The sequence below is a fragment of the Terrabacter terrae genome, from assembly GCF_039529575.1.
Classification (GTDB): Bacteria; Actinomycetota; Actinomycetes; order Actinomycetales; family Dermatophilaceae; genus Terrabacter; species Terrabacter terrae.
On record NZ_BAAANB010000021.1, the window covers coordinates 1,685,992 to 1,711,038 of the forward strand.

26 protein-coding genes are annotated in these 25,047 nt (G+C 71.6%); 8 read left to right on the forward strand and 18 right to left on the reverse strand.

Annotation, left to right across the window (positions count from 1 at the left end):
- Window positions 1-26: 26 nt before the first annotated feature.
- Complete coding sequence (locus ABD194_RS18110; protein WP_343993939.1) at window positions 27-557, reverse strand: MarR family winged helix-turn-helix transcriptional regulator; 531 nt, start codon at window positions 555-557, stop codon at window positions 27-29.
- Between the two features lie 108 nt (window positions 558-665).
- Here ABD194_RS18110 and ABD194_RS18115 point away from each other — a divergent pair, with 108 nt between their 5' ends.
- Window positions 666-2,042: an MFS transporter gene (locus ABD194_RS18115; RefSeq protein WP_343993942.1), complete on the forward strand. Its 1,377-nt coding sequence runs from the start codon at window positions 666-668 to the stop codon at window positions 2,040-2,042.
- Between the two features lie 119 nt (window positions 2,043-2,161).
- Entirely contained in the window at window positions 2,162-2,524 is a 363-nt protein-coding gene (locus ABD194_RS18120) for an RNA polymerase-binding protein RbpA (RefSeq protein ID WP_343993944.1), read from the forward strand.
- A gap of 155 nt (window positions 2,525-2,679) precedes the next feature.
- Here the strand turns inward: ABD194_RS18120 and ABD194_RS18125 are convergent, their stop codons facing one another.
- Genes ABD194_RS18125 through kdd form a run of 7 tightly spaced genes read right to left on the reverse strand, consistent with a single transcriptional unit; the run spans window position 2,680 to window position 9,667 of the window.
- Window positions 2,680-3,225: an FxsA family protein gene (locus ABD194_RS18125; RefSeq protein ID WP_343993946.1), complete on the reverse strand. Its 546-nt coding sequence runs from the start codon at window positions 3,223-3,225 to the stop codon at window positions 2,680-2,682.
- Window positions 3,222-4,013, reverse strand: a complete 792-nt coding sequence (locus tag ABD194_RS18130) for a polyprenol monophosphomannose synthase (RefSeq protein WP_343993948.1) — start codon at window positions 4,011-4,013, stop codon at window positions 3,222-3,224. Before ABD194_RS18130 ends, ABD194_RS18125 begins: the two co-directional genes overlap by 4 nt.
- A complete protein-coding gene (gene lnt / locus ABD194_RS18135) occupies window positions 3,994-5,721 on the reverse strand; it encodes an apolipoprotein N-acyltransferase (protein WP_343993950.1) in 1,728 nt (575 codons plus the stop codon). The genes ABD194_RS18130 and lnt overlap by 20 nt, the downstream gene beginning before the upstream one ends.
- Window positions 5,722-5,758: 37 nt before the next feature.
- Complete coding sequence (gene kal, locus ABD194_RS18140; RefSeq protein WP_343993952.1) at window positions 5,759-6,190, reverse strand: 3-aminobutyryl-CoA ammonia lyase; 432 nt, start codon at window positions 6,188-6,190, stop codon at window positions 5,759-5,761.
- Entirely contained in the window at window positions 6,190-6,930 is a 741-nt protein-coding gene (gene kamE / locus ABD194_RS18145) for a lysine 5,6-aminomutase subunit beta (RefSeq protein ID WP_343993954.1), read from the reverse strand. The genes kal and kamE overlap by 1 nt, the downstream gene beginning before the upstream one ends.
- The gene (kamD, locus tag ABD194_RS18150; RefSeq protein ID WP_343993956.1) at window positions 6,927-8,561 is read right to left on the reverse strand and encodes a lysine 5,6-aminomutase subunit alpha; all 1,635 of its coding nucleotides are present in this window, start codon (window positions 8,559-8,561) and stop codon (window positions 6,927-6,929) included. The genes kamE and kamD overlap by 4 nt, the downstream gene beginning before the upstream one ends.
- A complete protein-coding gene (gene kdd, locus ABD194_RS18155) occupies window positions 8,558-9,667 on the reverse strand; it encodes an L-erythro-3,5-diaminohexanoate dehydrogenase (RefSeq protein ID WP_343993958.1) in 1,110 nt (369 codons plus the stop codon). The genes kamD and kdd overlap by 4 nt, the downstream gene beginning before the upstream one ends.
- A gap of 91 nt (window positions 9,668-9,758) precedes the next feature.
- Between kdd and ABD194_RS18160 the strand changes: the two genes are divergently transcribed.
- From ABD194_RS18160 to ybaK, 3 genes are all read left to right on the forward strand, one after another.
- Complete coding sequence (locus ABD194_RS18160) at window positions 9,759-11,201, forward strand: KamA family radical SAM protein (RefSeq protein ID WP_343993960.1); 1,443 nt, start codon at window positions 9,759-9,761, stop codon at window positions 11,199-11,201.
- A 259-nt stretch (window positions 11,202-11,460) separates the two neighbouring features.
- A complete protein-coding gene (locus ABD194_RS18165; protein ID WP_343993962.1) occupies window positions 11,461-12,081 on the forward strand; it encodes a TetR/AcrR family transcriptional regulator in 621 nt (206 codons plus the stop codon).
- On the forward strand, window positions 12,081-12,578 hold the full coding sequence (gene ybaK, locus ABD194_RS18170; RefSeq protein ID WP_343993964.1) for a Cys-tRNA(Pro) deacylase: 498 nt from the start codon (window positions 12,081-12,083) through the stop codon (window positions 12,576-12,578). The genes ABD194_RS18165 and ybaK overlap by 1 nt, the downstream gene beginning before the upstream one ends.
- Before the next feature lie 6 nt (window positions 12,579-12,584).
- Here the strand turns inward: ybaK and ABD194_RS18175 are convergent, their stop codons facing one another.
- Complete coding sequence (locus ABD194_RS18175) at window positions 12,585-13,043, reverse strand: Lrp/AsnC family transcriptional regulator (RefSeq protein ID WP_343993966.1); 459 nt, start codon at window positions 13,041-13,043, stop codon at window positions 12,585-12,587.
- Window positions 13,044-13,146: 103 nt separating this feature from the next.
- Between ABD194_RS18175 and ABD194_RS18180 the strand changes: the two genes are divergently transcribed.
- Together ABD194_RS18180 and ABD194_RS18185 are read left to right on the forward strand one after the other, a co-directional pair.
- Complete coding sequence (locus ABD194_RS18180; RefSeq protein ID WP_343993968.1) at window positions 13,147-14,088, forward strand: 5'-3' exonuclease; 942 nt, start codon at window positions 13,147-13,149, stop codon at window positions 14,086-14,088.
- A 34-nt stretch (window positions 14,089-14,122) separates the two neighbouring features.
- Window positions 14,123-14,347 (forward strand): hypothetical protein, encoded by a 225-nt coding sequence (locus ABD194_RS18185; protein WP_343993970.1) that lies wholly within the window; start codon window positions 14,123-14,125, stop codon window positions 14,345-14,347.
- 148 nt (window positions 14,348-14,495) lie between these two features.
- Here the strand turns inward: ABD194_RS18185 and ABD194_RS18190 are convergent, their stop codons facing one another.
- From ABD194_RS18190 to ABD194_RS18220, 7 genes are all read right to left on the reverse strand, one after another.
- Entirely contained in the window at window positions 14,496-14,696 is a 201-nt protein-coding gene (locus ABD194_RS18190) for a cold-shock protein (protein ID WP_020144233.1), read from the reverse strand.
- A gap of 229 nt (window positions 14,697-14,925) precedes the next feature.
- The gene (locus tag ABD194_RS18195) at window positions 14,926-17,808 is read right to left on the reverse strand and encodes a DEAD/DEAH box helicase (RefSeq protein WP_343993979.1); all 2,883 of its coding nucleotides are present in this window, start codon (window positions 17,806-17,808) and stop codon (window positions 14,926-14,928) included.
- A complete protein-coding gene (locus ABD194_RS18200; protein WP_343993981.1) occupies window positions 17,805-18,710 on the reverse strand; it encodes a diacylglycerol kinase in 906 nt (301 codons plus the stop codon). The genes ABD194_RS18195 and ABD194_RS18200 overlap by 4 nt, the downstream gene beginning before the upstream one ends.
- Window positions 18,711-18,719: 9 nt before the next feature.
- Window positions 18,720-19,526, reverse strand: coding sequence for a twin-arginine translocase subunit TatC (gene tatC, locus ABD194_RS18205; protein ID WP_343993983.1), 807 nt, complete (start codon window positions 19,524-19,526; stop codon window positions 18,720-18,722).
- Between the two features lie 39 nt (window positions 19,527-19,565).
- Window positions 19,566-19,967 (reverse strand): Sec-independent protein translocase subunit TatA, encoded by a 402-nt coding sequence (tatA, locus tag ABD194_RS18210; RefSeq protein WP_343993985.1) that lies wholly within the window; start codon window positions 19,965-19,967, stop codon window positions 19,566-19,568.
- Between the two features lie 177 nt (window positions 19,968-20,144).
- Complete coding sequence (locus tag ABD194_RS18215; RefSeq protein ID WP_343993987.1) at window positions 20,145-21,134, reverse strand: helix-turn-helix transcriptional regulator; 990 nt, start codon at window positions 21,132-21,134, stop codon at window positions 20,145-20,147.
- Window positions 21,131-22,183: a helix-turn-helix transcriptional regulator gene (locus tag ABD194_RS18220; protein ID WP_343993989.1), complete on the reverse strand. Its 1,053-nt coding sequence runs from the start codon at window positions 22,181-22,183 to the stop codon at window positions 21,131-21,133. Before ABD194_RS18220 ends, ABD194_RS18215 begins: the two co-directional genes overlap by 4 nt.
- Before the next feature lie 78 nt (window positions 22,184-22,261).
- Between ABD194_RS18220 and ABD194_RS18225 the strand changes: the two genes are divergently transcribed.
- Window positions 22,262-23,359, forward strand: coding sequence for a DUF3866 family protein (locus ABD194_RS18225; RefSeq protein WP_343993991.1), 1,098 nt, complete (start codon window positions 22,262-22,264; stop codon window positions 23,357-23,359).
- A 124-nt stretch (window positions 23,360-23,483) separates the two neighbouring features.
- On the opposite strand, the gene ABD194_RS18230 is transcribed toward ABD194_RS18225, so the two are convergent.
- Together ABD194_RS18230 and ABD194_RS18235 are read right to left on the reverse strand one after the other, a co-directional pair.
- Complete coding sequence (locus tag ABD194_RS18230; RefSeq protein WP_343993993.1) at window positions 23,484-23,870, reverse strand: FKBP-type peptidyl-prolyl cis-trans isomerase; 387 nt, start codon at window positions 23,868-23,870, stop codon at window positions 23,484-23,486.
- A gap of 48 nt (window positions 23,871-23,918) precedes the next feature.
- Entirely contained in the window at window positions 23,919-24,890 is a 972-nt protein-coding gene (locus tag ABD194_RS18235; protein WP_343993995.1) for an FKBP-type peptidyl-prolyl cis-trans isomerase, read from the reverse strand.
- Window positions 24,891-25,047 lie beyond the last annotated feature (157 nt).

Below are 25,047 nucleotides of genomic sequence, written 5' to 3' on the forward strand. Positions count from 1 at the left end.
AAATGACATAATGTCGATTATCGGCGTTACAAGGGTTTCTCCGGGAGCCGCGCCGCGCCGGTCTCGAGCGACCTGAGCCACGTGCGCAACGACGACTCCAACGTCGCGCGCTCGTCGGGCTGCAGCCCGACGAGCAGCGCCTCGTCGCCCGCCATGACCTCGGCAATGATGCCGTCGAGCCGTGACGAGCCGTCGGGTGTCAGCTGCACGTGCACCGTCCGGCGGTCCGGCTCCTCACGGACCCGTGCCACCAGGCCGAGCCGCTCCATGGCCTGCACCCGCTGCGTCGTGGCTCCGGGCGTCACCCGACACCGCCGGGACAGCTCGCCGGCGCTGAGGCGGTACGGTGCGCCACTGAGCCGCAGCGTCACGAGGACGTCGAGATGGCTCTGGTCGAGCCCGTGGGCGGCCAGCACATGCGCCCGATGGTCCATGACGATCGCGGCCAGTCGCCAGACGGGCGTGATGATGCCGATCGACGAGGCGTCCACGTCGGGGCGCTCTCGCCCCCACGCCTCGACCATCTCGCCGACCTCGTCCCCCGGAACCGCGCTCACGCATTCATTTTAGCACTAAAGTCACTGCTCGTCCCGGCCCGACGCCGTCTCCGGCGTGTTGGCCGCCGACCCTGCCCGGGTCGCCCGGCCGTGTGGGACAGTCCTGCCATGTCGCACGTCGTCGTCAACGCCGCACGCCCGGAGACGCGTGAGCAGCGCGCCTGGTACTGGTACGACTGGGCCAACTCGGCCTACGTCACGACCACGGCAACGGTGCTGATGAGCCCGTACCTGACGTCGGTGGCCGAGCAGGCGGCGTGCCCAGGCCTCCCCTCCGGCCAGGACTGCGCGACGGACCTGTCGGTGCTCGGCATCCCGGTGGCGCCCGGCTCGCTGTGGTTCTTCACCGTGACCTTCACGACGCTCCTGTCGGCCGTCGTGCTGATCTTCATCGGCGCCGTCGCCGACCGCAGTCCCCGGCCGACGCGGCTGCTCGCCGGCTTCGCCTGGGTCGGCGCCCTCGCGGCGAGCCTGATGTTCCTCGTCGCCGGCACCAACTGGCAGCTCGGGGCGCTGCTGGTCGTCGTCGCCGGGATCTGCCTCGGGGCCTCCCTGGTGGTCTACGACTCGATCCTGTGCCGCATCGCCAACGAGAACGAGCGCGACCGGGTCTCGTCCAAGGGCTGGGCCTTCGGCTACCTCGGCGGCGGCACCCTGCTCGCGCTCAACTTCGCCCTCGACTTCTTCCACACCGACCTGGGCCTCGACCGCGCCCTGTCCACCCGCATCAGCATCCTGTCCGCAGGGCTCTGGTGGGGCGGGTTCACCCTGATCCCCTACCTCGGTCTGCGCCATCTCGAGGGCACCGTCGACACGCCGGTGTCGCGCTCCGCGGGCATCGTCGGCGGCAGCATCGCGCAGCTGCGCACCACCTTCCGCGACCTCGCCAACTACCCGCAGACCAAGCTGTTCCTGCTCGCCTACCTCTTCTTCAACGACGGCATCCAGACGGTCATCGGCAGCTCGAGCGTCTACGGCTCCAAGGAGCTCGGCTTCTCGGAGACGACCGTGCTCGGGGTCTTCCTCTTCGTGCAGTTCGTCGCCTTCTTCGGCGCGCGCCTCTTCGGCCGGGTTGCCGCCAGTATCGGCGCGTGGCGCACCGTGCTCTACGGGCTCGGCCTGTGGACCGTCGTCGTCGTCTTCGCCTTCCTCGTCCCGTCGAAGTCGCTCGTGATCTTCCTCGCCCTGGCCCTGCTCATCGGCATCGTGCTCGGCGGCACACAGGCGCTCTCGCGCTCCCTCTACAGCCAGCTCATCCCCCGCGGCCGCGAGGCGGAGTACTTCAGCCTCTACCAGGCCATGGAGCGCGGCACGAGCTGGTTCGGCACGCTGATCTTCGGGCTGGTCTACCAGTTCACCCTCAGCTACCGGTGGGCCATCATCGCTCTCATCGTCTTCTTCGCCCTCGGCGGCGCCCTGCTCTCCCGGGTCCGCATGCGCGAGGGCATCGAGCAGGCTGGCAACCCCGTGCCGCTCGTCGTCTGAGGTCCGCTTACAATTCGACGTCCGCCCGGGGAACAAGGCGGCGTATTCGGTCGTTCAAGCGTCTGTGAGGGTATGACACCGACAGAGGTGTCACAGGGCAGAGTCTTGGAGGGGTCCAGATGGCCGATCGAGCACTACGCGGTTCCAACCTCGGTGCGAGGAGCATGGAATCCGACGAGAACGTCGTCCCGAGTGAGCGTCAGCTCACCATCTACGTCTGCCCGCAGGGACACCGCACCGAGCTTCCCTTCTCGATCGAGGCCGACATCCCCTCCACGTGGGAGTGCCGTTGCGGCCTCGACGCCAAGCTGCAGGGCGACGGCCCCGAGCCGGAGGCCAAGCCGGTCAAGCACCAGCGCACGCACTGGGACATGCTGCTCGAGCGTCGCTCCATCCCGGAGCTCGAGGAGCTGCTCGAGGAGCGCCTGACGCTGCTGCGCGAGTCCCGTGGCGAGAAGCCTCGGCGCCGCAAGACGGCCTGACGGCCGACACAGACCGCACAACCGAGAAGCCCGTCCCGTTCGTGGGGGCGGGCTTCTCGCCTGCCGTATGCCGGACGCCGGGCCAGGTGATCGCGTGGAGGTGATGCCGAGCCTCAGACGATGTCGCCACCACCTCGGACGGAGCGACCGGCGCGTCAGTCCTCGTCGATGATCTCGCCCTCGACCACCTCGTCGCTGCTGCCCGAGCGCTGCGGTCCGTGCGGGTCCGGCTCCGACCAGCCCGTGCCGCTCGGCTGCTCCGTGACCCGCGGCCCGGTGAAGCGTTCCGTCTGGGCGAGCAGGCGGCGTGAGATGACCGCGGCGAGCAGGCTGCGGGCGACCGGTCGGGTGAACGGCAGGACGAGGAGGAGCCCGAGCACGTCGGTGACGAAACCCGGGATGAGCAGGAGGGACCCGCCGGCGAGCACGACGATGCCGTCCGCGATCTCGCGCGCCGGCATGCGGCCGCTGCGCACCGCCTGCTGCAGCTCACGCCAGGCCCGCCCGCCCTCGTGACGGATGAGCCACGCGCCGAGCAGCGAGGTGGCCACCAGCAGCAGGAACGTGGCCCAGCCGCCGATCCACTGCCCGACCGCCACGATCACGACGATCTCGAGGATCGGGAGCACGAGCAGCGCGGCCACGGCGAGCCGGGTCAGGCGTACGCGCCGCGTGCGCGAAGGCCGGGGCGTGGCAGTCATGACCGCTTCCCCACCGGCTCGCGCTCGCGGACCTTGCCGACGGCCGAGCGCAGCTGGCCGACGCGGTGCTCGAGCCCCCACCGGGTGACGCTGGTGAGCGCCTCCCGGACGATGTCCTTGCCCATCTTCGAGACCCCCACCTCCCGCTCGACGAACGTGATGGGCACCTCGACGACGGTGAGGCCGGCGCGGACCGCACGCAGCGTCAGGTCGATCTGGAAGCAGTAGCCCTGCGACTCGACGCCCTGCAGGCCCATGGTCCGCAATGCGCTGGCCCGGTAGACGCGGTAGCCGGCCGTCGCGTCGTTGACCGCCATGCCGAGCAGCACCTTCGTGTAGATGTTGGCGCCGACCGAGAGCACCTTGCGGCGCAGCGGCCAGTTGCGCACCTCGCCGCCCTTGACCCAGCGGGCGCCGATGACGACATCGGCCCGGGGCAGGGCCGCGAGCAGCGACGGGAGCTGCTCGGGCAGGTGCGAGCCGTCGGCGTCCATCTCGACGGCGGCGTCGTAGCCGCGCTCGAGAACGATGGCGAAGCCGGCGAGGTAGGCCTTGCCGAGGCCCTCCTTGCTCGTGCGGTGCACGACGTGGAGCTGGGGGTCGGCAGCGGCCAGGTCGTCGGCGACCTGGCCCGTGCCGTCGGGTGAGCCGTCGTCGAGCACGAAGACGTCGGCAGTGGGCACGCTCGCGCGCACCCGCGCGACGATGCCCGGCAGGTTGTCCCGCTCGTTGTAGGTCGGGATGAGCACGGCCACTCGGGTCACGGGCTCACGGTGCGTCGTCGTCATCCTGCTCCTTCGTTGGCTCCGGCGTCGGCTCCGGCGTCGGGTCCGGGGTCGGGCCCGGGGTCGGGCCCGGGGTCGGGCCCGGGGTCGGGCCCGGGGTCGGGCCCGGATCTGGGTCCGGGATTCGGTCCGGCGCAGTGACCGGCACGGTCGGCGACGTCGCCGGGCGACCACCGCGGAGCCCGAGGGCGAGCATCGTCAGCAGCGCGGCGGCGGCAACCCATTCCGGGGCCTCCCCCAGCCGGGTCGCCAGTGTCGTGGCGTCTCGCAAGGGTAGTGCCCCTCGGACCACCGCCTGTGTGAAAAGCGACGTCACCTGGTGCGCGGTTCCGTCAGGAGTGATGAGCGCACTCTGGCCGACCGTCGAGACGTGCACGACCGACCGGCCGAACTCCATGGCCCGCACGCGGCTGATCGCCAACTGTTGGGGCGACTCCGCGGTGTAGCCGAACGTCGCGTTGTTGGTCTGCACGACGAGCACGTTCGCGCCGGCCTGCACGGCGTCGCGCATGATGTCGTCGTAGGCCACCTCGAAGCAGATCGCCAGCCCTGCCCGGATCTGCCGACCTCCGGCGGTCGTGACGGTGAAGACGCCCGGCTGCGGGCCGGGGACGAAGTCGTTCCGGACGAGGTCGACCTCCTTGCTGAAGTTCCTCCAGAAGGACCGGTTCGGGATGTACTCGGCGAACGGCACCGGGTGGCGCTTGACGTAGCGGTCGGTGTTGCCCTTCCCGGGCTCGAAGAGGAGCGCGACATTCGACAGGTACCCCACCGGCTCCTCGAGCAGGCCGCCGACGATGAGCGGCCGTTGCAGACTCTGCACCGTCTGGAGGATCTCGGCCTTGGCGTCGGCGTTGCGCAGCGGGTCGATGTCGGAGGCGTTCTCGGGCCACACGACGAGGTCCGGCGCCGGCGCCCGGCCGGCCGCGACGTCCTGCTGCGCCTTCAGCGTCGCCGCGACGTGGTTGTCGAGCACCGCCCGTCGCTCGGCGTTGAACTCCAGGCCGGGGCGGGCCACGTTGCCCTGCACCCCGAGGAACTGCACGGCCGGCCCGTCGGTGGGCAGCGGCACGGCGAACCCGGCGAGGCCCAGCACGAGCACGGCGAGCGCCGGGAGCCAGACTGCGCGTGACGGCATACGGGAGGAGGTGGTGCCGGACGCCTCGGTCTCGACGCGTCCACTCCCCCGGGCGTGCCGGGCGAGCACCCGCTGCGCGGCGAGCGAGAGCAGGCCAGCGCTGAGGGCGATGACGAAGCCGACGAGCGGTGCCCCGCCGAGCGCGACGAGGCGCCCGAAGGGCGAGTCGGCCTGGCTGAAGGCGAGCTTCACCCACGGGAAGCCGCCGTAGGGCGCGCGCCCGCGCAGGCCCTCCGTCACCACCCAGACGAGGGCGAAGGCGACCGGGCGGACGGTCCCGCGGCGGCTCAGCCAGCCGTAGAGCGCTCCGGCGAGGGCGACGAAGAGCGCCTCCAGCGTGGCCAGCGCGATCCACGGCACGGAGCCGACGTAGATGCCCGACCAGCTGAGGGTGGGCACGAAGAAGACGAGGCCCCCGGCCAGCCCGAGCAGGAAGCCGCGCCGGGCACCCGTTCCGGTCCACGACCACGCCCACAGCGCGAGCGCCAGCGGTGCCGTGACCCACACGTCGAACGTCGGGAAGGCGAAGCAGAGCAGCCCGCCGCCGAGCATGGACAGGAGGAGACGCAGCACGGGACCACCGTATGTTGCCCGGCGCCGAGCTCGGCGGTCAGGGCACCACCACGACGCCCCGCGCCGTGGTGGCGACAACCGGCGGGTCGAGCACCCGGGCGGCCGAACCGCCGCCCTCCTCGTCGCCGCGGGCCACGACGCGCACCTCGAAGTCCATCTCCCGCGAGCGCCGGCCGACGCGGACGAGCTCGGCCGAGATCTCGATCACGTCACCGGCCTGGACCCGCGAGCGGAACTGGACGTCGCTGTAGGAGGCGAAGAGCCCCTCGTCGCCGTCCGTCACGATGCACAGCTCCGTCGCGACGTCACCGAAGGCGGCCAGGGAGTAGGCGCCGTCGACGAGGTTGCCGGCGTAGTGGGCGTAGGAGTAGGGCACGTAGCGGCGGTGCGTCACGCGCATCCCGACGGTGGCCTTCGTCGTCGGGCGGGTCGTCGGGCGGATCGTCCGCGGGTCCTGGGCCTCGGTCATCATCTCGCCTTTCGCTCGGTCATCTCGTGCACGAGGTAGCTCGCGACCTCGGCAGGGGTCGTGCCGCGGCCGAAGATCCGGTCGACCCCGAGCGTCGTCTCGGAGCCCTCCTCGAAGCGCGGGCCGCCGACGACGAGGATCGGGACCTGCCCCGCGGGATAGGCCTCGCGGAACGCCGCGGACATCTGGCTCGTGTTGTGCAGGTGCGCGTCCTTCTGCGTGACCACCTGGCTGACGAGGACCGCGTCCGCCTTCTCCGCGCGGGCCCGCGCGACGAGGTCCGGCACGAGCACCTGGGCGCCGAGGTTGACCACCTTGACCTCCCGGTAGTACTCGAGTCCCTTTTCCCCTGCGAAGCCCTTGATGTTGAGGATGGCGTCGATGCCGACGGTGTGCGCGTCCGTGCCGATGCACGCGCCGACGACGACGAGCTTGCGGCGCAGCTGCCGGCGGATGGCGAGGTTGGCGTCCTTGGCCGAGAGCAGCGGGTACTCGCGCTCGACGACGTGCACCTCGTCCAGGTTGACCAGGTGCGTCGAGCTGCCGTAGACGACGAAGAAGGTGAAGTCCGGGCCCATCGCCTTGGCGTGGACGAGCAGGGCGGGGTCGAGACCCATCTTGCGCGCCAGCCGCAGCGCGGCGCCCTCGGCCAGCTTGTCGTGCGGCAGCGGCAGGGTGAACGACACCTGCACCATCCCGTCGCCCGTCGTGTCTCCGTAGGGCCGGATCACCCTGCTCATCGAGCGACCCCCTCCGAGGGCGTATGCCGTGAGCCGGCGGGCGGTCGCCACGCGTCGAGGGCGCTGATCGCGGGGTTGTCGTAGTCGTCGGCGCGCCTGCTGACGCCGTCGAGCCCCTTGCCCCCGGTCGCTGGACGCTTCATCAGGCCGAAGGTGCCGTCGGCGATCGCCGCCAGCAGCGGCGCGTCTCCGGCTGGGTCGGTGTCGCTCACGATGCGGTCGAGCAGGTCCACCGCCTCGGAGAGGACCTGCCGGGCCCGCGTCTGGATGAACCCGTCGCGTGGCGGATGGAAGTCCTCGGCCAGCCCGCTCGCGGCGTTCATGACGTAGCGGACGTTCTGCAGGGCGAGGTCCCGGTCGGACAGGAACGGGGTGACGACGGCCTCGGTCATCATGCCGACGAGCAGGATGCCCTGGCCGGTCATGGCCCCGACGAGGTTGAAGAAGCCGTCGAGGAGGTAGCCGCGGAAGATGTCGCCCGTCATGTGCTTGGTCGGCGGCATCCACTTCAGCGGGGCGTCCGGGAAGAGGGTGCGCGCCAGCAGGGCGTGGGCCAGCTCCATCCGGAAGCTGTCCGGCAGGTCCGGGTTGATCTCGAAGGCGTGGCCGAGGCCCAGCTGCCAGTCCTCCAGCCCCGCCTCCTTGGCGAACTCCTCGTTGAGCAGCTGGCTCACCGTGACCGTGTGCGCCGCCTCGACGGCGTCGGCGGTCGTGAGGTAGTTGTCCTCACCGGTGTTGATGATGATGCCGGCGCGGGCGTGCACCTGCCGCGAGAAGCGCTGGTCGACGAAGGTGCGGATCGGGTTGATGTCGCGGAAGAGGATGCCGTACATCGAGTCGTTGAGCATCATGTCGAGACGCTCCATGCCGGCGAGCGCCGCGATCTCGGGCATGCACAGGCCCGAGGCGTAGTTGGTGAGGCGGACGTAGCGACCGAGCTCCCTGCTGACGTCGTCGAGCGCGGCGCGCATGAGCCGGAAGTTCTCCTGAGTGGCGTACGTGCCGGCGAAGCCCTCACGGGTGGCCCCCTCGGGCACGTAGTCGAGCAGCGACTGTCCGGTCGAGCGGATGACGGCGATGACGTCGGCGCCCTCCCGGGCTGCCGCCTGGGCCTGCGGGATGTCCTCGTGGATGTCGCCCGTCGCGACGATGAGGTAGATCCACGGCTTGCTGGCAGGGTCGCCGTGACGCCGCACGAGGCGCTCCCGCGTCGCGCGGGCGCGGTCGATGGTGCGCAGGCCGGCGCCGACCCCCTTGGCGGCGGCACGCCGCGCGGCCGCAGCCTCGCGCCCCGTCGGGAGGCGGAAGGCGACGTTGCCGCTCGCCGCCTTCTGGGCCAGCGTCGTCAGGTCCGGGGCCTCACCACGCAGCAGCGCGTCGTAGACGGGCGTCGTCGCTCCGTGCTCCAGGCCGACCGCGTCGCGGACGGCGGTGACGAGGTGGTTGACCCACGGCACGCGTTCGTGGTCGGCGCCGGAGAGGCCGGCGAGGCGCAGCGTGGCCCGCTCGACCGACACCGTGGTGTGGCTCCTGGCGATCTCGACGACGGGCGCTGCCGCCTTGCGCGCGAGCGAGCGGGCCCGCCGGACCACGGCCGGGTCGAGGTCGAGCAGGGCGGAGGAGCGGCTCATGCGTCAGATCCTGCCGTCTCGTGCGCGAGACGCGACTCGAACAGCGTCCGGACCGCCGGTACGTCTCTCAGGAGCGACAGGGCCAGCTCGGCGTGCCCGGGCACGAACCCGTTGCCGATGAGCATGCGCACGTCCGCGGCCAGGCCTTCCGCGCCGAGCGCGGCGGCGGCGAAGCTCGTCGCCATGCTGAAGAAGATGAGCGTGCCGCCCTGGGCGGTCGCGAGGATGGCGGGCTGCTCGCACCCGGGCACGTCGACGCAGACCACGGTCACGTCGGCGGGGCCCCCTGCGGTCTCGACGGCCGCGGACAGGCCGAGGGGAGAGCGCGCGTCGGCCAGCACCACGGCGTCGGCCAGCCCGCTGACCTCGAGGGCCACCCGCTCGCGCTCGACGGGGACGACCCCGATGGTGCGGCCGGCCCCGGCTGCACGGGCCGCGGCCAGCGACAGCGAGCCCGACTTGCCCGCCCCGCCGAGGACGGCGACGGTGGGCCCGACGCCGCGGGCGGCATACTCCCCCACGACCCGCTCGACGAGCGCGGGCGCGCCGCACACGTCCATGACCATGAGGGCGAGGCGCGGGTCGAGGTCGTCGGGCAGCCGGGCGGCGATGCTGCGCCCGAAGAGGATGGCGTGTCCGCGGGCCGGGACCTGCTCGGAGAGGCCGTCCCAGCGCTCGAGGCGGTCGGTGACCGCCAGCGGCGTCAGCGACAGCGACACGAGGGTCGCGACCCTGTCACCGGCATGCAGGCCCAGCGGGCTCTCGGGGCCGACCTCCTCGACGGTGCCGATGAGCATGCCGCCCGACCCGGTCACGGGGTTCTGCATCTTGCCGCGCGTGGCGATGATGTCGAGGACCTCCGCGCGCACCGCTCCCCCGTCGATGAGCCCGTCCGCGGAGTGCTTCTCGGCCAGCTGACGGTAGGACGCGGCGTCGAGGTTGAGCGTGTCGACGGCGATGCGCACCTCGTCGGGCCAGAGCTGCGGGCGGGCGTCGAGGCGCCGGGCTGTCTGCGGGAGCGTGATGTCGTCGTCGGTGGGCTCGAGGACCCGGTGCAGGCCGACGGGCGAGGCCACCCGGTCGTCGGGCGTGGACACTGCATTCACGGCGAAGATCCTCCGGTCGTCGTCGACACCTACGGGAAATCCTTTCGCATCATAGGGGTCGTCGCGTCGCCCCTTCGGATATCGTCGGTTCATGACACTGGTGTCACAGCCCTACGAGTACGCCCGCCGCCGGCTCGTCGAGCCGGACTGGACCCGGCTGCCCGGCTGGGCCCACGTCAGCCAGGCCGACTGGGACAGCGCCCAGTGGCAGCGGGTCAACTGTGTCAAGAACCTCAAGCAGCTGCGAGCGGTGATGGGCGACCTGCTCGACGACCGCTTCTACGACGACCTCGAGCGGGACCAGGCGGAGCGCGCGACGATGTCGATGCTGGTTCCGCCGCAGATGCTCAACACGATGGTGCCCGCGACGGACGCACCCGTGCCGACCGCCGGCGCCGACTACACCGAGGCGTTCTACGCCGACCCGGTCCGGCGCTACATGCTGCCGGTCTTCTCCGACCGCCGCACCGACTGGCCCTCGCACCCGCACTCCACCCGGGACTCGCTGCACGAGCACGACATGTGGGTCGCCGAGGGTCTCACGCACCGCTACCCGACCAAGGTGCTCGCCGAGCTGCTGCCCACCTGCCCGCAGTACTGCGGGCACTGCACGCGCATGGATCTTGTCGGCAACTCGACGGCGCAGGTCGCCAAGCTGCGCTTCGACCTCAAGCCGGTCGCCAGGCACGACGCCATCCTCGACTACCTGCGCCGCACCCCGGTGGTGCGCGACGTCGTGGTCTCCGGCGGCGACGTCGCGAACATGCCGTGGAAGAACCTCGAGTCCTTCGTCGACCAGCTGCTCGACATCGACAACATCCGCGACATCCGCCTCGCGAGCAAGGCGCTGATGGGCCTGCCCCAGCACTGGTTCGCCGGGGACGTCGTCGAGGGCGTGGCGCGCGTGTCGACCAAGGCCCGCGCACGTGGGGTGTCGCTCGCCATCCACACGCACGTCAACAGCGCCCAGTCGGTGACGCCCTCGGTCGCCCGGGCGGCGCGGGCGATGCTCGACGCAGGCATCCGCGACGTGCGCAACCAGGGCGTCCTGATGCGCGGCGTCAACGACTCCACCGAGCAGCTGCTCGACCTGTGCTTCGCGCTCGCCGACGAGGCCTGCGTGACGCCCTACTACTTCTACATGTGCGACATGATCCCGTTCGCGGAGCACTGGCGGCTCTCGCTGGCCGAGGCACAGCACCTCCAGCACTCGATGATGGGCTACCTCCCCGGCTTCTCCACCCCACGGATCGTCTGCGACGTGCCGTTCGTCGGCAAGCGGTGGGTCCACCAGGTCGAGGAGTACGACACCGAGCGCGGTATCTCCTACTGGCGCAAGAACTACCGCACCTCGATCGAGGGCGACGACACCGAGGCGCTGTCGCGCGAGTACGTCTACTACGACCCCATCTACACGCTGCCCGAGTCAGGCCGCCGGTGGTGGCAGGAGTCCGTCGACCACGAGGCGGTGGCAGCGCGCGCCGCCGCGACGGCCGCCGCCAGCCGCGCCGTCGCCCAGACCCAGCTCGTCTGACAGGCACCGTCCCGGCCGCGGAACCCCTGCTCACGATCCTGCGCCTGGCCGCGCTGCTCGGCTCGCTCGTCGGCATGCCGCTCCTCTTCCTCGTGGCCGGGATGTTCACGCCGGCGTCCTGGCGCCGCAAGGGTTCCCATAGGTATGCCGTCGACCGGTGCCTCCGGCTCCTGGTCTTCTCGTGGCACGTGACCCTGCTGCCGCTGTCGACAGGGGCTGGGTCCGGTCCGGCGGGACGTCCTCGCCATAGACTGCGTCGGTGACCTCCCGCTCCCCCGGCGCCCGTGTCCGCGTCCCCCGCGCCGAGCGCGAGGCACAGATGCTGGCCGTGGCGGAGCAGGTCTTCTCCACCCGCGGCGTGCAGGCCGCCACGATGGACGAGATCGCCGAGCTCGTCGGCGTGACCAAGCCGCTCATCTACGACTACTTCGGCTCCAAGGAGGGTCTGCTCGCCGCGACGATCGAGCGGGCCCGGGGCCAGCTGCTGTCGGCGCTCATCGACTCCTGGGTCGCCCGGCCCCTGGCGGCGCCGCGTGAGCGGGTGCACGGAGCGGTGCACGCCTTCTTCTCCTTCATCGACGACCACGACTCGGCGTTCGCGCTGCTGCGCACCGAGGGCGCCCTTATCGGGGAAGCGTCGGCGTCCGTCGAGCGCATCCGACAGCAGACTGCCAAGGCGTTCGCCGAGGGACTACGCACGCTGCCGGCCTTCGTCGGACTCGAGCCGAGGCGGGTGACCGTCATGGCCGAGATCCTCATCGGTGGCTGCGAGAGGCTGGCCGTGTGGCGCACCACGCACCCGGGCACCACCGCCACCGAGGCCACGGAGCTGGTGGTGACGACGATCTGGGACGGCCTCTGCTCCGTCCCCGACGCCTGATGGCCCGGGACCGCCCCGGCGCCGGGCCCGCGACCCCCGCCACCGTGGCACTCGACCGCGCCGGCGTGCCCTACGCGCGCCGCCCGTACCCGCACGACCCGGCGGTGCCCAGCTACGGGATGGAGGCGGCCGAGGCTCTCGGGGTGGACCCGGCCCGCGTCTTCAAGACCCTCCTCGTCGACGCCGGGAAGGGCCTGGCCGTCGGGGTCGTGCCCGTGGACGGCCGGCTGGACCTCAAGGCGCTCGCCTCGGCGCTCGGGGCCAAGAGCGTCACCATGGCCGACCCCTCGGCCGCCGAGCGCAGCACCGGCTACGTGGTGGGCGGCATCTCCCCCGTCGGGCAGAAGCGGGCGCTGCCCACGGTGCTCGACGAGACGGCATACGCCCATTCGACGATCTTCGTCTCGGGTGGGCGCCGTGGCTTCGACATCGAGATCACGCCCGACGACCTCGCCGCGGTGACTCGAGCCGTCCGGGCCCGGATCGGCAGGGCCTGACGACGCTCAGGCGTCCTGGGGTGGCGCGACCGAGGCGCTGCGCCCCTCCCACGGGGTGGAGAGCACGACGGTGGTGCGGGTCGAGACGTTGGCGGCCGAGCGGATGCGCGCCAGCAGGTCCTCGAGGTCGCTCGGGGTGGCGACGCGGACCTTCAGGACGTAGCTCTCCTCCCCCGCCACCGAGTGGCAGTCCTCGATCTCGGTGATGTGCCACAGGCGCTCCGGGACGTCGTCCGGCGCACTGGGGTCGAAGGGGGTGACGGAGATCAGCGCCGTCAGCGGCAGACCGAGCGCCTCCGGGGACACCTGCGCGGCGTAGCCGGTCACGACCCCGCGCTCCTCGAGCCGCCGCACCCGCTGGTGGACCGCTGAGGTGGACAGCCCCGTGGCCTTGCCGAGGTCGGTGTAGCTCATCCGGCCGTCCGCGAGCAGCAGGCCGACGAGGCGACGGTCGAGATCTTCCATGGCCGCAGGCTAGTGCAGGGGTCACGGGCCGGGCGCTCCGTTCCTCATCGCGGTACGTCCGCAGGTCCGTCCGCCGTCGCGTGCGGCCGGTACCCTCACGCGTATGCCGTCCCGCACCCCTCGGATGCTCCTCCTCGACTCCGCCTCGCTCTACTTCCGTGCCTTCTTCGGCGTGCCCGAGGTCTTCGGGCCGAGCGGTGTCCCCACCAACGCCGTGCGGGGCCTGCTCGACATGATCGCCTCGCTCGTGGAGCGTGGGCGGCCCACTCACGTCGTGGCCTGCTGGGACAACGACTGGCGGCCGGCGTTCCGGGTCGAGGCGATCCCGTCGTACAAGGCGCACCGGGTGGCCGAGCCGGGCGACGACGAGCTCGCCGGCGAGCAGGTGCCCGAGGCCCTCGGCGTGCAGGTGCCGATCATCGTCGACGCACTGCGTGCCCTGGGCATCGCCCGGGTCGGCGTCGACGGCTACGAGGCCGACGACGTCATCGGCACGCTCGCCACCCGCTACAGCGGGCGTATGCCGGTCGACATCGTCACGGGCGACCGCGACTTGTTCCAGCTCGTCGACGACGCCAACCAGGTGCGTGTGGTCTACACCGCCCGCGGCGGGGTGCGCTCCCCCGACCTCGTCGACGAGGCCTTCCTCGCCGCCAAGTACGGCGTCGGCACGGGTCCGGCGTATGCCGACATGGCGGTCCTGCGTGGCGACACGAGCGACGGCCTGCCCGGCGTGGCCGGCATCGGTGAGAAGACCGCCGCCAAGCTCATCACGACCTACGGCACGCTCGAGGCGATCCGCGCCGCCATCGACGGTGGTGACCCCGCCATCAAGGGCGCCCAGCGGGCCCGGCTCGAGGCGGCGGCCGACTATCTCGACGCGGCCCCTCGCGTCGTCGCGGTCGCCAAGGACGCCGCCGTGCCCGACCACGACCTCACGGCGCCGTCCGCCGTGGCCGACCCCGTCCTGATGTCCAGGCTCGCGCTCGAGCATGGCCTCACCTCGTCCTTCGACCGCCTCATCTCGGCGCTCGGCATCGCCTGACGGGGACCGCCCCCGGGAGGGCGCATACTGGAGGGTGCCCAACCACGGAAGCCCAGACCGCCGACGCCATCTCTCCAGCAGCCCGTTCAGGCCAGCTCCGACACCCGACGTCGAGGAGTTCTCGGTCGGCGACCGGGTGTCGCACCTGCGCCACGGCCTCGGTGTCGTGATCGCGACCACGGCCGACACGGTGACCCTGAAGTTCGAGTCGGGGGTCGTACGCGTCAACAGCCCCTTCGAGCGCGTGACGCGCATCTGAGGCGCATCAGGGGCGCGCTGGCGTGGGGAACCTGTCGCCCCACGTCGCGCCACGGCGCTTGGAACGATGACGAAGGCCGGTCCCCTTTCGGGGACCGGCCTTCGGCGTGCGGACCTGGGTCCGGCGGGTTCAGCTCAGATCGGTGCGATCAGAGCGCGCGCACGCGCATCGCCTGCGGACCCTTGGGGCCCTGCTCGACGTCGAACTCGACGGCCTGGTTCTCCTCGAGGCTGCGGTAGCCGTTGCCCGTGATCTCCGAGTAGTGGACGAAGACGTCGGGACCCTCGGTCGGGGCGATGAAGCCGAAGCCCTTCTCCGAGTTGAACCACTTGACGGTTCCCTGTGCCATGTTTTCTCCTTTGGGTGAAGTGAGCCGTTGCGTGTCAGCGACCCCCGGTCGGCAGAGACGCGACCACTCCAGAAACCCTGAAGAAACAGTTGCGCTCGCAATGTCGTTCCTTGCGAGCGTGTGAAGACACGAGCACCAAAAACGTCGACCGGTGCTGCAACCATAGCCGAGGCAGGCGCTCCGGGGACAATCGCCGCCACATCGGGAACGGCGGGACGGCTCCGGAGTCTCAGTCGAGGCGGTCGGCCGCGACGACGCCTCGCAGCACGGCGTCGCTCGCCTTCCGCGCCGTCTTCGCCAGCTCGGGGTCGGCCGCGTCAGTGAGCTGGCCCAGCAGGTCGATGACCTGCTTGCAGCGGCGGACGAAGTCCCCTGCTGCGAGGTCGGTCCCGCGCAGCACGTCCTCGAGCCGGTGCCCGCTCGCCCACCGGTGCATGGCCCAGGCGATCCCGCCGTCCGGCATACCGGTGCGCGGCAACGCGAGGGCGCCTTCGGCGTCCTCGAGGTCGGACCAGATCTCGATCATCCGGTCGTACGCCTCGCGCACGTCGTCGTTGGGCCAGCGGGGCGTGAGCCCGCCCTCCTCACGGCGCGGCTCGTGGATCAGCGTCGAGACGATGGCGGACAGGGACGGCGCGTCGAGCCTGCGCCAGGTCCCCTCGCGCAGGCACTCGGCCGCGAGCAGGTCCTTCTCCGTGTAGAGCTGGCGCAGGCGGTTGCCCTCCTCGGTCACCGACTGCCCACCGTCGCCGAGGTAGCCCATCGTCAGGAGCAGCTCGCAGATGCGGTCGAACGTCTTGGCGACCGAGTTGGTGCGGCCGTCGATCTTGCGCTGGATGCCCTCGGTCTCGCGCCGCAGCCGCCACCACCGCTCCGCCCAGCGCGCGTGGTTCTCGCGGTCGGGGCAGCGGTGGCAGGGGTGCGCCTTCATCCGCCGGCGCAGCTCGTCGATGCGCTCGTCGGTGGGGTCGTGCTCGGTGTCGCGCCGGCGCCGCGGCGGGTCGTGGGGCATCGTCGTGCGCAGCGTGGCCGCGAGGTCACGGCGAGCCTTCGGGTTGCGGGCGTTGAACTGCTTCGGCACGCGCATCGAGCCGAGGGGCTCGAGCGGCGTCGGCACGTCGTGCAGCGTGAGACGCCGCAGCTGGCGGTCCTCGGTGACGACGGCGGGGGACGCGGCCTCGCCCTTGCCGCCCCGGTTGGGCATGACGACGACGGCGAGGCCGCTGTGCCGCCCTGCCGGGATGCGGACGATGTCGCCGATCTTCAGCGACTCCAGGGAGATCGCCGCCGCAGCCCGGGTCGAGGCGGACCGCGCCCTGGCCCCCTCCTTCTCGAGGTCACGGATCTCGTTGCGGATCGCGGCGTACTCGGAGAAGTCACCGAGGTGGCAGGTCATCTGCTCGGCGTAGCCGGCGAGGGCCTCCTCGTTGCGCCGCACGGTGCGCACGAAGCCCACCACGGCGCGGTCTGCCTGGAACTGGGCGAACGAGGTCTCGAGGATCTTGCGAGCGTTCTCGCGTCCGAACTGGCGCACGAGGTTGACGGCCATGTTGTAGGTGGGGCGGAAGCTCGAGCGCAGCGGGTAGGTGCGGGTCGACGCGAGGCCCGCCACGCCGGCAGGGTCCAGCCCGCGGTTCCACAGGACGACGGCATGGCCCTCGACGTCGATCCCGCGCCGGCCGGCGCGGCCGGTGAGCTGGGTGTACTCGGCCGGGGAGATGTCGACGTGGCTCTCGCCGTTGAACTTGACGAGCTTCTCGAGGACCACGGTGCGGGCGGGCATGTTGATGCCCAGCGCCAGCGTCTCCGTCGCGAAGACCGCACGGATGCGGCCGGCCGTGAAGAGCTCTTCGACGATCTCGCGGAAGGTCGGCAGCATCCCGGCGTGGTGCGCGGCGAAGCCCCGGGAGATGCCATCGACGAAGTCCCAGTAGCCGAGCACCGAGAGGTCCTCCTCGGCCAGGCCCTGGATGCGCTCCTCGACGAGCCGGCGGTTGGCCTCGCCGTCGATCTCGGGGATCAAGCGCATGCCGCTCGAGAGCAGCTGGCCGACCGCTCCGTCGCACCCGGCCCGGCTGAAGATGAAGGTGATGGCGGGCAGCAGGCCCTCCCGCTCGAGGCGGTCGATGACCTCGGCACGGGTCGCTCCCCCGCCGGGACGGCCGCCCCGCGCGAAGCCGCGGCCGCCGTCCCCGCCTCCGGGGCCCCGGCCACCCGAGGAGTCCCCGCCTCGGCGGCCCCGGACCGCCCAGTCGTCACGACCACTCCCGCGACCGTTGCCGTGCCCGCTGCCCCGGCCGTTCTTGCCGCGCGGGCGCCCCTTGTCGCGCCCGCCCCGGGAGCTGACCCAGTGCGAGTCCCACGCGCCGCGGCCCTCCGAGCCGCGGATGGCGTGCACCAGGTCCGGGTTGACGCTCACGGGGTAGTAGCCGGGGTCGGCCGCGAAGGACTCGTCGTCCGCGTCGGACGGACGCTCCTCGACGAAGAGGTCGAAGAGCGTCTGGCCCACCATCATGTGCTGCCACAGCGGCACCGGCCGGTGCTCCGAGACGATGACCTCGGTGTCGCCCCGCACCTCGCCCAGCCACGCACCGAACTCCTCGGCGTTGCTGACGGTCGCCGACAGCGACACGACGCTCACGTCGGGCGGCAGGTGGATGATGACCTCCTCCCACACCGCGCCCCGGAACCGGTCGGCGAGGTAGTGGACCTCATCCATGACGACCCAGCCCAGGCCGCGCAAGGTGGTCGACCCGGCATACATCATGTTGCGCAGCACCTCGGTCGTCATGACGACGACCGGTGCCTCCCCGTTGATCGACGCGTCGCCCGTGAGCAGGCCGACGCGCTCGGCGCCGTGGACGCGGACGAGGTCGGTGTACTTCTGGTTCGACAGCGCCTTGATGGGCGTCGTGTAGAACGCCTTGCGCCCGGTCGCGAGGGCCATGTGCACGGCGAACTCGCCGACGATCGTCTTGCCCGCCCCCGTGGGCGCGGCGACCAGCACTCCGCGGCCCTCCTCGACGGCCCGGCAGGCCTCGACCTGGAAGTCGTCCAGCGGGAAGTCGAGTTGCGCGGCGAACTCGGTCAGGCGTGGCCAGCTGGCGATCACGTGGGCACCTCGGTCGGGGTCAGGACGTGAAGGGCGCCGGGGACGACCTCTGCGTCGATGGGAAGGTCGGCGAACATCTCGCCGTCAGCCTGCGAAGAAATGCCGTCTGCCTCCAAGCGAACTCGACGGGCCCGGTGGATCTGCACCGCCGGATGCGTGATGTGCGTCCCCGCGTAGACCTTGGGGAAGACCCGGAGGAAGGCCGGGATCGACAGTGCACCCACGATCATGACATCGAAGTACCCGTCGGCCACATCCGCATTCGGGCACACCCGCATGCCTCCTCCGAAGGAGGTGGTGTTGGCGACGGCCACGAGCATCGCGCGCGTGTCGATGCGGCAGCCGTCGAGCTCCACGGCATACGGGATGGGGCGGAAGACGGGCAGCTCCCGCAGCACGGCGAGGTTGTAGCGCATCTGCCCCCGCGGCCACGTCATCCGCTGGGCGCGCGCGTTGACGACGGCGTCGAAGCCGGCCCCGAGCACCCCGCCGAACCACCGCTCGCCGGCCGCGGCGTGGCTGACCCGGCCCAGGTCGACCCGTCGCGTCGCTCCCTCGTCGACCACGGCCACGGCGGCGGGGGCGTCGCGCACGGGCAGCCCGAGGTTGCGGGCGAAGTCGTTGCCGGTGCCCGCCGCGACGACGGCGAGCCGGGTCGAGGTGCCGCCGCAGAGGTTGACCCCGAGGTGGACCATGCCGTCGCCGCCCACGACGGCCACGACGTCGACCCCCTGCTGCACAACCTGGCGAGCCCGATCACGGGCCTCGGCGTAGTCGCGTCCCGAGACGTCGACGACCTCGTGGCCCGCCTCGCGCAGCAGCCGGGCGGCCTGCACACCGATGACCCGGCCGGCCCCCTTCCCCGACGTCGGGTTGACGATCAGGGCGACGCGCTGGGACACACCCGAACGCTACAGGGAGGACGCCTGGTCGTCGGGGACCTCGAGCCAGTCGGGCTTGTGCTCGTCCTTGCGGCGGTCGACGAGGAACGCGACCCCCACCGAGGCGAAGTAGAGCGCCACCATGGGTGCCGACAGGAAGAGCATGGTGTACGCGTCGGGCGTCGGCGTCATGATGGCCGCGAAGACGAGGATGATCATGACGGCCGGACGCCAGCCCTTGAGCATCGTGCGGGCAGGCAGGACCCCGATGAGGTTGAGCGCCACGAGGAAGACCGGCAGCAGGAACGCACAGCCGAAGGCGACGATGAACTTCAGGACGAAGTTGAGGTACTGCGAGCCGTCCTGCAGGTTGTAGGCGCCCGTCGGCGTGAAGCCGAGCAGGACGGCCACGGCCTTGGGGACCATGATGAACGCGAAGAAGCAGCCGGCGAGGAAGAGCGGGACAGCGGCCACCACGAAGAGCCGGGCGACGAGCTTCTCCTTGCTCGTCAGGCCCGGGACGATGAAGCCCCAGATCTGGAAGAGCCAGATGGGCGAGGCGATGATGAGCCCCACGAAGAGCGAGGTCGTCAGCTGGAGCGCGAAGGCATCGGTCATGCCGGCGAAGTTGATGTTGACGACGCTGTGCCGCTGGGCGGCCAGATCCGTCAGCGGCTTGGTCAGCGCGGCGATGACCCGCTCGTAGTAGACCCAGCCGACCACGCCGCCGATGACGATCGCGATCGCGCTGATGGTGATGCGGTTGCGCAGCTCACGGAGGTGGTCACCGAGCGACATCCGCCCCTCGGGGTCGCGCTGACGTCGGAGTGAGGGCATTCAGGTCAGTCCGGTGAAGGGGTCTGGGGTCCGACCCACTCAGAACGTGGTGTCGCGACGGATGTCGTCGGTGCTGCCGGGCTGCGTCGAGCCGGGCGTGGTGCCGCTGTGCGTCGACGTGGTCGGCGCGCCGCTGGCGCTGGCGGCACGAAGGCGGTCGGCCTCGGCGCGGGCCTCGGCAGCGCGGCGCTCGGCGTCGGCGAGACGGGCCTGCGCGGCACGGCGCTCGGCGTCGGCGTCGACGACGTCACCGGGGACGGTGCTGCGCGAGGCCTCGCTGGCACCCGGCTTGCCGTCCTTCTTCAGCTCGTCGACCTCGGACTTGAAGACGCGGGCGGAGCGGCCGAGGCTGCGGGCCATGTCGGGGAGCTTCTTCCAGCCGAACAGGGCGATGAGCACGACCGCGATGATGATGAGTTCGGGGGCACCCAGGTTGGGCATGGTGACGTCTCCTCGTGGAAAACCGGTCCGGGTCCGGACCGTCAGGTGCAGCCTCGGTGCTGCAGATGTCCAGCATACGTGCGGCCGGTGAACTCGACCCGCCGAGTTCCGGGAGACCCACGGGTGCCCGCATGGTGGACAGCGCCGTCCACCACGTGAACCTGGCCGGGGCCGCCGTCACACGCGGTCGTAGGCCGCGAGCGCGTCGCTCGCCTCCTGTGCCACCGCGTCGACGAGCTCCGACGGCTCGACGACGCGCGCCTCCCCGACGAGGCGCAGGACCAGGCGCCGCACCAGGGCGGGGTCGGCCACCTTGAGCGTCACCTGCAGCGACCCGTCGTCGCCGCGGACCACCCCCTCGTTGGGGTAGTAGTCGGCGATCCACGCCGCCCAGCGACTGGCTTCGAGCACGACGGTGAGGTCGTTCTCCCCGGGGACGAAGACGTCGTCGAGGTCGCGCTGGCGAGCCTCGGGCGGTGGCGTCCCGTCGACGTCGAGGACCGTGACGTCCTCGATGCGGTCGAGGCGGAACAGGCGCACGCCACGGGCCCGGTGGCAGTAGCCCTCGACGTACCACTGGGAGTCGAGGTTGAGGATGCGCATGATGTCGACGTCGCGCTCGGTGGACTCGTCGCGGGTCGCGACGTAGTAGCGCAGGTGCACCCGCCGGCCGCGGGCGAAGGCGTCCTTGAGGGTCGCCATCGCCGGGTGCTGGCTGCCGTCGTCGAGATCGAGGGCGATGCGTCCGGTGGGCTCCCCCACCGTGGTGGCAGCCGCGGCGCGGATCTTCTCCAGGGTGCGCTCGACGACGTCGGAGCCGACGATGGTCGACCCCAGCGCCTGCAGGCCGGCCGTGAGCGTGACGGCCTCGTCGCGCGAGAGGCGCATCGGGGCCGCGATGTCGTCGGCGTTGTCGAGGTAGACGTAGCCGCTGTCCCACTGGGCGTCGATGAGCTCGGCGTGGCCGTAGCCCGGCGTGCCGCAGACGAAGAGCAGCTCGAGGTCCTCGACGATCTGGTCCTCGTCGACCCCGAACTCGCGGGCGACGTCGGCGATGGCCACCCCGCGGTGCTGGAGCAGCCACGGCACCATGTCGAGCAGCCGGCCGAGGCGCTGGGTGGCCGTCTCGGCGGGCCGGCGGGCCGTCGTGCGTCGGGCGGCGCTCATGCCTGCTCCCCCGTTCGCGTCGGCTCCGTCGCCGGCCGTGCACCGACCGGCTCTGCACCCACCGGCTCCGCGTCGACCCGCTCGTGCGCCTGCGCCACCGCCAGCAGTGCCGAACGGACCGCGTCGACGAGCTCGGGCGGCGACACGGCGATCGCGTGGGTGCCGAGCGCGACGACGTCGCGGTCGGTGGTGCCACGGCGGTACGGCAGCTCGATCTCGGCCCACGACTCGTTCAGCTCGGTGGTGCGCTGGGCGTGCCGGCGCAGCGTGTGGCCGCGGCCGTGGCGCACGCGCACGACGGCGGTGCCCTCCGGCTCGGGCTGCGCCGCCTCGAGGGCCACCTCGGGCACGTGGTCGGTCGGGACGGCATACGACCCCGCGCGGCCCCTGCGGCCCACCGGGCCCTCGAACCGGCTCAGGCGGAAGGCGCGCTCGCCGCGACGGTCGACGTCGTAGCCGGTGAGGTACCAGCGGCCGTGCCAGTTCTTCAGGGCCCAGGGCTGCACGTGCCGGGTGGTCAGCTCCCCGTCGTTGCGGCGGTAGTCGAAGGTGATCGGCTGCAGCGCCGACACGGCGGCGTGCACGGCCTCGAAGGCGGGCTCCTTGGTGCGGATGCGCGGCTCGGCACCGGCGGCGACCGACTCGTCGATCTCGACGCCTGACAGGCGCAGCTTGCGCAGGCCGGCCGACGCGGCCCCGGAGATGCTCGCCGTCGACCACGCCCGCGCAGCCAGCGCGAGCGCGGCCATCTCGTCGGGCTCGAAGCTGATCGCGGGCAGGGCCGTCTCACTGGCGTCGATGCGGTAGCCGACCTCGTCGTCGAAGAGCACGTCGATCACGGTCGTCGTGATGGGGATCCCCATCTCGCGCAGCTCGTCCTTGTCGCGCTCGAACATCCGGTCGAACGCCTCGACCGAGCTCGCCTGGGCGTACGCCGGCAGCGACTCGCGGATCTTCTGCTTCGAGACCGGGCGTCGGGCCGACTTGAGCGCGAGTATGAGGTTGAGCAGCCGTTCGGTCTTCTCGGCCGAGGCAGACGCAGGGCTCATCGAGACCTTCCTGACGGGGGCGGCGCGCGTGCGGGCAGTCCGACGCTACCCGAACATGCGATCGAATAGGGTCACCGCATGATCCAGTGGCGCCGTGGTGTCGTCGTCGAGGTGCTCTCCAGTTGGGCGGGGGCGGTCGAGTATGCCGTCCGCCTCCCCTCGGGCGACCGCGTCCGCGCGCTCGGCTACGTCGACGCCGTCGGCGTGCTGGCTCCCGGCACCGTGGTGCTGCTCAACACCACGGCGCTCGAGCGGGGGCTCGGCACGGGTGGCCTCGCCATCGTCGTCGCGGCACCGGACGTCCTCCCCCGGCCTGTCGACGACGTGACGGCGGTCAGGGGCCATGTCGTCAAGGCGCGGTACACGCCGAGCCAGACGATGGTCCTGGGAGTCGACGAGCAGGACAGCGAGCACCACGCGGCCCTCGCGGACGCCGACGACCTCGCCGGGATGCCGGTGGTCGTCGCGGACCTCCACTCGGCCTTGCCGGCGATCCTGGCGGGGCTGCGGGAGGTGGCCCCCGACCTCCGGGTCGCCTACGTCATGACCGACGGCGGCGCCCTGCCCATCGACTTCTCCCGCACGGTCGCCGCTCTGCGTGGGGCGGGCTGGCTCGCGGCGTCCGTCACCGTCGGGCAGGCGCACGGCGGCGACCTCGAGGCGGTCAACGTCCACACCGGCCTGCTGGCCGCCCACCACGTCGTCGGCGCCGACGTCACCGTCGTCTCCCAGGGCCCGGGCAACCTCGGGACGGGCACCCGGTGGGGCTTCTCGGGCACCTCGGCCGGTGAGGCCGTCAACGCGGCCGGAACCCTCCGCGGTCGTCCCGTCTGCTCCCTGCGGATCTCGGAGGCCGACCCTCGCGAGCGGCACCGCGGGGTCTCGCACCACAGCCTCACGGCGTACGGCCGCGTGTCGCTCGTCCCGGCGGACGTGCCCGTGCCCCGCCTGCCCGGGGGGCTCGGGAGGCGTGTCCTCGACCAGGCGCGCGAGCTGTGCGGCGCCAGCGGCGGCCGGCTCGGCCTGCACGAGGTGGACGTCGAGGGGCTCGACGCGGCGCTGCGCGACACGCCCGTGCCCCTGCGCACGATGGGGCGCGGATACGACGACGACCGCGCCGGTTTCCTCGGCGCGGCCGTCGCGGGGCGGTATGCCGCCCGGATGCTGAAGGACTAGGACTGTTCGGCGCGCGTCACGCCCCGACTGAAGAGCGAGGCGAGCGCAGCGAGCGACTCGAGGAGGGAAGGCGTGACGTCAGGGCGCGCCGAACCGGCGAGCGGAGCGAGCCCATGTGACCGTGCTATCTCACGTCGTCGAGGTCGACGACGAAGATCAGGGTCTCGCCGGGCTTGATCGCGCCGCCTGCGCCGCGCTCCCCGTAGGCCAGGTGCGAGGGGATGGTGAGCCTGCGCCGGCCGCCGACCTTCATGCCCTCGATGCCCTTGTCCCAACCGGGGATGACCATGCCGACGCCGAGGCGGAAGGCCAGCGGCTCACCGCGGTTCCACGACGAGTCGAACTCCTCGCCGGTCGAGTGCGCGACACCGACGTAGTGGGCGCTGACGGTGTCGCCGGCTTTGGCCTCGCGGCCCTCACCCTCGATGAGGTCCTCGACGACGAGATCGGTGGGCGCGTCACCCTCCGGGAAGTCGATCTCGGGCTTCGTGCGGTCGGCGTCCAGTGCCATGGTGGTCTGCCTTTCGTCGCTGCTGGTTCAGGGCGTTGCGGGTCTGTCTCAGTAGGCGTCGAGGATGTCCACGACGAAGACGAGGGTGTCCGTGCCGGAGATCTTCGGCGGGCTGCCGGCAGTGCCGTAGCCGTCCTTGGGCGGGATGACGAGCAGCACGCGGCTACCGACCTTCTTGCCCACCAGCGAGTTGTCCCAACCCTTGATGACGCCACCGACCCCGATCGGGAAGTCGGCCGCCTGGCCGTGCTGCCACGAGGAGTCGAAGACGCTGCCGTCCTTCCAGAGCACGCCGTGGTACTGGGCGCTGATCGTCTGGCCCTTCTGCACCGTCGGGCCACTGCCCTCCACGAGCGTCACGGCCTGGGTGGTCGTGGGGGCCTTCGTCTTGGGGACGGTGACGGTCGGTGCCTTCGTCGGGCCGTTCTTGAACTCGACCGTCGGCAGGCCCGCGGGCGAGGGCTTCTGCGCGCCGTCGACCTTGGTCAGCGGGGTGTGGACGTCGGCGATGTCGGCGACGACGACGATCGTGTCGGTGCCCTTGACGCCCAGCTGCTGGTTGCCGGCGCTGCCGAAGCCCTTGGCCGGCGGGATCGTGAAGACGATGCGGCCGCCCTTGGTCGCGCCCACCAGGCCCTCGGTGAAACCGGCCACGATGTCGGTCCGCGCGAGGCGGTAGCCCTCGGGCGAGCGTCCCGCGGCGAAGCCGTCGTCGAGGAGCTTGCCGCTGGTGCCGTTGTAGATCTCGGCGCGCAGCCGCACCGTGTCCGCCCTGGTCGCGGCCTTGCCCGTCCCGGGCGTCAGCACCTTGTGCTCGACGTCCTTCGAGCTGATCGGCGTCTTGCCGAGCGTGACCTTGGGCGCGGTCTTGAGGTCCACCGCGCCGGTGGCCGTGACGCCCTGCAGGGCAGCCGACGCGGCGGCCGTCGTGGAGGTCGCTGCGGCGTCGGACCCGCTCGAGCCGGAGCCGCACGCGGCGACGGTGGACAGGCCGAGGGCGGCGGTCAGGACAACGGCCACGCGGGAGGCCGGACGGTTGAGACGCACAGGGAAGACTTTCGGTCGGGGCGGGCGGGCTCGGAGTCCCGCTGGGCAGAGCCCGGTCACTGTAACGCCCGCGCTTGTGCAGGCCCCACAGCGCAGTCACAGGTTCTGACAGGTTGCGGCGGGTGCCGTC